We start from the raw sequence: 7,965 nt of genomic DNA, 5'->3' as shown, positions 1-7,965 counted from the left end.
CCTCAGCTAGTGATTCCGACTACTACGGCTCACGGTGGACTTCCACCACCAAGTTAGCGCCCATGCCGGGCGCACCTATGAGAGTGGCGTTAGAGCTATGCTCTTACACCACCGGGCGTGTTTGAAGACTTGTTGAACTTCACAAGTCTTCAAACCGAGAATTGAGACCGCACTTCGGCTCAATTCGGTCCGCATAGCAAGCAAATATTCTTAACTCTGGAGACATAACCAACAAAACACAATAAAAAAATCTCGCATTTACACTAAAGTAAATACGAGATTTTTATTTGAACATATTTTGCTACACTATCACTTATCACTAATACTATTCTTCAAATTGGTCAGCGAACCATCACTCGACAAAGTCTTGTACTGATTGTATGCCGAATACCAATTACCATCACTGACAGCTTGACGTAATCCATCATATTTGCTGTCAGAAAAAATAGTTTTGGCAGCAGCTTTTGATTCTGAAGACGATAACGACGAATTCTGTTGCAAAAGTTTAGCAGCATCAGGCTCGCTATTAGCTGACTTAATAATATCAGACATCTTAGTAGCTTTTAGAGCGGCCGCAGCCTTTTCAACCTTCTTATCATGTTCAGCATCACCATTTTTCGTTGAACTAACTTTTTTGACTAATTCATTTTTGACCACTTTGTCAGACGGCGTATCATTTCCACCACTAACACTTCTCATTGCGTTGTTCAGTGGGAAAAAGAAGACAACTCCGAGAATTATCAGAACTATTATTGTGATTAAAGTTATCCAAATTGCTTTTTTGTGCGATTTCTTATGATATTTACGAAATCTTTCTTCGCGCATATTCTCACCTCTATTAAGTAGAACTATTACGCCAATGGTAACACGAACAGGCCAATTTTCTTTATATTAGTTTGATATACGCCCTATAACAACTATTATTAGTAAATATTAGTGTTCATATCAATTGATTCTAGATTTGCTTTCACTTCATTTAAGAATCTACCTGCTGCCAAGCCATCCAGAATTCTATGATCGATAGTCAGGCACAGATTTACTTTATTTCTGATACCGAATTTATCATCGTCCAATACTGACAATTCTTTTCTAATAGTTTCTACTTGCAGGATTGCAGCTTGTGGATAGTTGATAATTCCCATCGACTCTACTGATCCAAACGATCCAGTATTATTAACGGTGATAGTCCCACCTTCGTTATCAGCTTTAACTAACGAATTATTTCGTACTCCCTGAGCTAATCTTGAAACTTCAGCAGCGATTCCTATAATCGATAATCTATCGGCGTGTTGAATAACAGGTACAAATAGAGCATCTTCCGTCGCTACTGCAATAGAAATATTAATATCCTTGTGTTGAATTATTTCATCATTTTGCCAGCTGCTATTCATCTTCGGATTATGAATCAATGCCGCACTAACAGCTTTTACAAAGAATGGGAAATATGACAATGAGAAGCCGTTTTGTTTCTTGAAGTCATCTTTGAGACTATTCCTCAACTTAACCAGTCCCGTAACATCCACTTCGATCATAGTCCAAGCTTGTGGAATCTCTTGAACACTCTTAAGCATATTTTGAGCAATAATCTTACGAACTGGACTAGCCTTTACAACTACATCATTGTCACTTGAAGATACAGGTTGTATTTGAGATTGCACAACTGGAGCGGTTTGTACCGCTTTAGGTTCAACAGTTGCAGTAACAGTAGCGCTAGGTGTGAAGTTCAAAACATCTTTTCGAGTAATACGTCCACCCTTACCACTACCAGTTACCTGGCTCAAATCAATATTTTTTTCACCAGCAATCTTTAGAACAGCTGGTGAAAAACGTGCACCACTTGGTGCTGATACTACTGGTGACTCTTTTGGTCCACTGGATTCATTAGATACTGGAGCCTTTTCATCCGTATTCATCTTCAAAATATCGGCTCCAATACTAACTACATCATTTTCCTTTACTAATAACTCAGAAATAACCCCGTCATCACTTGAAGGAATCTCAGTAACAACTTTATCCGAAATAGCCTCAAGTATCGGATCATATTTCTTAACTTTATCGCCAGGTTTTACTAACCATTGAGAAACAGTAGCTTCAGTAACGCTTTCACCTAAAGGGGGCATTTTAATAATTATTTCTGACATAATTTTCCCTCCTAAAATTCTGCCAAATCTTTAATGGCAGCCTTAACTTGTTCAGGATTTACTAAGAAAGCATCTTCTAGATCCTTAGCATACGGCATACTTGGTGAATCTGGACCAGCGAGTATCTGAACTGGAGCATCCAAGTCAAACAATGCATTTTCTGCAATTACTGCAGAAACATTATTCATAATACTGCCCTCTTTAGGGTCTTCAGTTACCAACAAGACTTTTCCAGTTTTCTTAGTTGCTTCAATAATTGTTGCTTTATCTAACGGATACAAGCTTCTCAAATCGACAACTTCGATCGAAATATCATCTTTTAATTCTTCAGTAGCCTTGAGAACATACTGCAACATCATACCGTAAGCAATGACAGTCACATCATCCCCACTTTGAAGAATATTAGCTTTGTCGATCGGAACCGTATAATCTGCGTCTGAAATGTCAGCTTTGATCGAGCGATAGAGCTTCTTGTGCTCATAAAATAGGACTGGATCTTCACTACGAATAGCAGTTTTCAGCATCCCTTTGGCATCGTATACCGTCGAAGGAGTAACGACTCTTAGTCCCGGTTGGCCAGCAAAAATCTTTTCAGTCGATTGTGAATGATAGAATCCACCTCTAACGCCTCCACCATAAGGTGCACGCATAACAATCGGTGCTGTCCAGTCACCTGCTGTCCTGTAACGCATCTTTGTGGCTTCCGAAAGTATCTGGTTGATAGCAGGCAAAATGTAGTCAGCAAACTGGAATTCAGCGATGGCGTGATGACCCATAAGTCCTAATCCGGTTGCTAAACCAGCAATTTCTGATTCACCCAACGGAGTATTGAAAACACGCTCATCACCGAATTTTTCAGCAAGTCCTTTGGTAACTCCAAAGACACCACCTTTAACTCCACCGACATCTTCACCAAAGATCATTACACCAGGATCACGTTGCATCTCCTCATCGATTGCGAGATTCAATGCTTCTAGATAAGTTTTTTCAGACATATTATTCACCGCCTTCATAAATATGTGTCATTAATTGATCAGACGTTGGATTAGGCATAGCCTCTGCATCTTCAGTAGCTTGATTGATCTTATTTGCTAATTCATTCTTAATATCTTCTAGTTCTGATTCCTTGAGAATCTTTTCGTCGACCAATTGTTTTTCCATTATATCGACACAGTCATGTTTCTTCATTTCGGCAATTTCTTTTTCAGAACGATAAACACGTTGATCATCATCTGATGAATGAGCAGTCAATCTATCAACCACCATTTCAATCAAACTAGCGCCTTCACCATTGCGAGCATGTTGAACTGCCTCCTTGAATGCTAAGTATGTTTCAGCAAAATCATGGCCATCAATATGTTTGCCAAAGATTCCATAACCAGGTGCACGATCAGATAACTTTTTTACACCGAATTCTTCATTATTTGGTGTCGAAATAGCATAACCGTTGTTCTCAACTACGAATACAACTGGCAACTTTTTAACGCCCGCAAAATTCAAAGCTTCATGGAAGTCACCTTGAGCAGTCGAGCCTTCACCAGTAGCAGTCAAAACAATACTATCCTTTTTATCGACCTGCATCGCCAAGCCCACACCAGTCGCTAATGGTAATTGTGTAGTAACAGTTGAACTGAATGAAACAATATTATAGCGCTTATCACCATAATGATTAGGCATCTGGCGACCATGTGACGATGGATCATCTTCTTTACCAAGAGATCCCATCAAAATATCCTTACTGTTCATACCCCAAACCATTACCGCAGCCATATCACGATAGTACGGCAAGAAATAATCTTTCTTTGGCTCAAAAGCAAGTGCCATCGCAACCTGTCCTACCTCTGCACCTTGACCAGAAATATTAAAAGTTGATTTACCAATACGATTCAGTTGCCAAAGACGTTCATCCAACATCCGCGCTTCCTTGACCATCTTATAGGCATCTATTAATTCCTCATTCGATAAGCGGCTTTCTTTTAATTTCATTTTTTCCACTCCTTATCATTTATTAACAGACATTCCAAAAGTATCGTTGGCGGCTTCCATAATTGCTTCTGATAACGTTGGGTGCGGGTGAACCGTGTCGCCAAACTCTTCCGGACTAGCATTCAAATAAATTCCTAGGGCACCTTCACTGATCATATCTGTGGCATGCGGACCTACAATACTAAGTCCGATCACATCGTCAGTTTTAATATCAGTGAACATCTCGACTTGCCCAACTAATTCTCCTTGGATCATCGACTTACCATTAAACTTAAAATCAAATTGTCCCTTTTTAGCATTAGCTCCATCGCTAGCTTTACCATCAACCAGACCAACACTAGCAATTTCAGGGAACGTGTAAATTCCACGAGCAATATTATCGTAATCCAATGGAATAACTTCACGTTCCAAAATCTTATCAACCACTAATTCAGATTCTTTAGCAGCCACATGTGCCAGTTGAACCGTAGGAATAACATCACCAACAGCATAAATATTCTCAGCTGTCGTTTGATAGAATTCATCCACCTTGATACCTTTTCGAGTAAACTCCACACCTGCAGCCTCTAAGCCGATATTTTCAACATTAGGTTTACGACCAACAGCCACCAGGATCTTTTCAGCTTCAAAAGAAATTCCCTTATCGCCTTTTTGAGCAGTAACAGTCGTTTGACCATTATCAATTGCGGCCGATTGCACTTTTGTGGATAGATTAACCTCAATGCCCCTTTTTTCGAATTCATTTTTTAACTGGTTTGAAACCTTAGGATTCTCATTAATAATCAATCTATCTTGAAATTCCACAATTGTAACCTTAACTCCCAGATCATTCAGTAATGATGCCCATTCAACACCAATGACACCACCACCGATAATAGTGATCGATTCTGGTAATTCTGTCATTTGTAGAATTCCATTAGATGTTAAAATATTTTTTTCATCCACTTGAACGGTAGGTAAGCTAGTTGGTCTTGAACCAGTGGCAATCAAAACATTCTTGGGTGTCAGAACAATTTCATCACTGCCATCATTAGGCTTGATCATGACTGACCCAGATTTGGGTGTAAAAATAGATGTTCCTAGAACACTCCCTTCCCCATTAAAATAATCAATTTTATTCATCTTCAACAACGCCGATACACCATTGCGTAACGTCTGAACAATTTTATCCTTACGATCAATTATTCTGGTAAAGTCGATTTTGTATTTGTCATCAGCAACTATCCCAAACTCGCTCATATCTTGAAACTTACGAACCATCTCAGCACTCTTCAAATAAGCCTTAGTAGGAATACAGCCACGATTCAAACAAGTCCCACCAATCAGGTCACTCTCTACTAAAGCCACACTCAGTCCTTCTTTAGCGGCCTTGATTGCTCCAGAATAACCACCAATTCCACCGCCAACAACGACCAAATCATATTCTTTTGCCATTAGCCAAAGCCTCCGATTCTATTCGATAATTTTTTGCCGGCTCCAACCCATTCAAAACTCGTTGACCACCAAGGTTGAGTGCCTGCATTTCCATCTCACCAGGAAGTACAAAAGTAGGTGCAATCCATCCCACATCTTTAGTAAGCGCTTTCATCAGTGGGACAGAATAAGCCAGTCCACCTGTAAAAATAATCAGATCAACCTTACCCTTAAGTACCGCAGCCTGTTCACCAATTTCTTTGGAAATTTGATACACAAGTCCTTCAAATACCAACTTGGCATAGCTATCGCCATTATCCATCTTTGTTTGAACCACTCTTAAATCATTGGTTCCCATATATGACACCAAACCACCAGCTTGCGTGATCATCATTCGCATTGCTTCTCGAGTAGCATGATGTTCAAAAATATAGTCAACAACACTCATAACACTGACGGCACCAGCACGATTAGGGGCAAATGGACCTTCTCCATCCAATCCATTATTTACATCCACGACACGACCATTCTTATGTGCACCAATGCTTATGCCTCCACCCAGATGAGCAACAATCACATTAGCATCGTCATAGCTCTTGCCGATTTTCTTCAAAGCTTCACGTGCAACAGCCTTTTGATTCAGAGCATGGAAGACGCTTCTTCTATCCAGATTCTTGACACCACTCAAATATGCCACCGGTTCAAATTCATCCACCACAACTGGATCAACGATAAAAGCTCGTTTGTGGTATTTTTTTGCAAATTCTTGAGCAATTATTGCACCCAAATTAGAGGCGTGAATCCCATATCGACCAGATTTCAAGTCCGCAATCATTGTATCATCGACTTCATAAGTTCCACCGGGAATAGGTTTCATTAATCCTCCACGACCAACGAATGCATCAATTTCATCCAGATTAAAATTCTGCTTCTGAACATAATTCTCAATTACGGCAATTCTAAAAGGTTCTTGTGCAAATAAATTATCAAATCTATCAATTTCATCATTATTGTGTTCGATATTAGTTCCAAAAACTTCAGTTTCGTTATCATACATTGCTACTTTTGTAGAAGTTGATCCAGGATTAATTATCAAAGTCCTCATAACTGAACACCTACTTTAAATAACTTTCAGCGCAAACTTCAACGCTAATATCTTATTTTCGAGTGAATCGCCTCTCGAAGTTAGAACAATTGGTATTTTTGTCCCAACAATAATTCCACCAACTCTAGTTTTGGTGAACATCGTTAGTGACTTGTATAACACATTACCAACGTCAATATTAGGAACTACCAATATATCTGCATCACCTTGAATCGGACCAGTGAATCTCTTTTCAGCAACAACTTCCTTCGACAATGACAGATCTAATGACAAAGGACCATAGACAGTCGCATCAATTCGATTATGATCATAAAAATCCGTTAATTCCTTTGCTTTAACCGATGAGGGCATCTTTTTATTAAAATTCTCCGCTGAACTAATAAGTGAAACCTTTGGATGTTCTATCCCAATTGCATGGGCAATTTCTATCGCATTTTTAATAATTTCTTTTTCCTGATCCACCGTGGGATCAATATTCATTGCTGCATCGGTCAGTAGAACCGGACGATTTAACTCAGGTATCTCCAAAATCGAAACATGCGACAATAATCTACCTTGAACCAGTTCATATTCTTTTTTTAAAACCTCCTTTAGTAAAGTGTGCGTTTGAACTAACCCTTTAAATAGAATATCCGCTCCAGCAATAATATCTTCTATTGCCAACTCCACAGCATCTTGATCATTAACTGCAGTAACATAACTCACATTTCCAGCGAATTTCCGATTCACCTGACCCACACCAAATAAATCGAAGTATATTTCTTTCGACTTCGAAAAACTATTAACTAATTCAAAAATACGATCATCATTTGCTCCAGCTACAGCTATCCTTACACATTTGGGCATAATAGCACCTCATCATTCGGTATACCAATATGGTAGTTACCATTATTATTATAAAAAAATTGAGCATTTGCGATTCATCGTCAGTTTACATGATTCCTACTATGTAAGCAATTTAACAGCTTGTATATGTACTAAAGTCCCACTACACTAGGTATCTAACTAGTAGTATACCAATCGTATATTCATTTAAATATAATTATCATAATGACATAAAGGATTATGCTGACACATACTTATAAGCGAAGTTTTGCTGAACCAGCACAGCACACATGGAATCCATTCCAGTAAACATAAAAGGTCATAGAATCCAGTGATTTATCTGGATTCTATGACCTTTTGATTTATATTTTAGAGACAAAAAAAGAGGACTGAATTTAATCAGTCCTCTTTAAGAATTGCGTGGCAGCTACCTATCCTCGCGGGTAGTTTCCCACCAACTACTTTCGGCGTGAAGAAGCTTAACTTCTGTGTTCG

At 38.9% G+C, this 7,965-nt stretch carries 7 protein-coding genes and 1 rRNA gene; all 8 read right to left on the bottom strand.

What is annotated here, in order from left to right; translation table 11 throughout:
- Positions 1-309: 309 nt before the first annotated feature.
- Positions 310-825, bottom strand: coding sequence for a hypothetical protein (locus tag EKM66_RS12240; RefSeq protein WP_125764996.1), 516 nt, complete (start codon positions 823-825; stop codon positions 310-312).
- A gap of 98 nt (positions 826-923) precedes the next feature.
- On the bottom strand, positions 924-2,141 hold the full coding sequence (locus EKM66_RS12235; protein ID WP_125764994.1) for a dihydrolipoamide acetyltransferase family protein: 1,218 nt from the start codon (positions 2,139-2,141) through the stop codon (positions 924-926).
- 11 nt (positions 2,142-2,152) lie between these two features.
- Positions 2,153-3,136, bottom strand: a complete 984-nt coding sequence (locus EKM66_RS12230; RefSeq protein ID WP_125764992.1) for an alpha-ketoacid dehydrogenase subunit beta — start codon at positions 3,134-3,136, stop codon at positions 2,153-2,155.
- Between the two features lies 1 nt (position 3,137).
- A complete protein-coding gene (locus EKM66_RS12225; RefSeq protein ID WP_125764990.1) occupies positions 3,138-4,127 on the bottom strand; it encodes a thiamine pyrophosphate-dependent dehydrogenase E1 component subunit alpha in 990 nt (329 codons plus the stop codon).
- Positions 4,128-4,142: 15 nt separating this feature from the next.
- On the bottom strand, positions 4,143-5,561 hold the full coding sequence (gene lpdA / locus EKM66_RS12220; protein ID WP_125764988.1) for a dihydrolipoyl dehydrogenase: 1,419 nt from the start codon (positions 5,559-5,561) through the stop codon (positions 4,143-4,145).
- Entirely contained in the window at positions 5,545-6,645 is a 1,101-nt protein-coding gene (buk, locus tag EKM66_RS12215; RefSeq protein ID WP_125764985.1) for a butyrate kinase, read from the bottom strand. Before buk ends, lpdA begins: the two co-directional genes overlap by 17 nt.
- 15 nt (positions 6,646-6,660) lie before the next feature.
- Entirely contained in the window at positions 6,661-7,491 is an 831-nt protein-coding gene (locus tag EKM66_RS12210; RefSeq protein ID WP_125764983.1) for a phosphate acyltransferase, read from the bottom strand.
- A gap of 397 nt (positions 7,492-7,888) precedes the next feature.
- Positions 7,889-7,965 (bottom strand): 5S ribosomal RNA (gene rrf, locus EKM66_RS12980); the annotation flags it as partial.

This window comes from Companilactobacillus hulinensis (assembly GCF_003946555.1).
GTDB classification, from domain to species: Bacteria; Bacillota; Bacilli; order Lactobacillales; family Lactobacillaceae; genus Companilactobacillus; species Companilactobacillus hulinensis.
The sequence above is the reverse complement of the archived record's forward strand: the minus strand, read 5'-3'. Positions and strand labels throughout refer to the sequence as shown.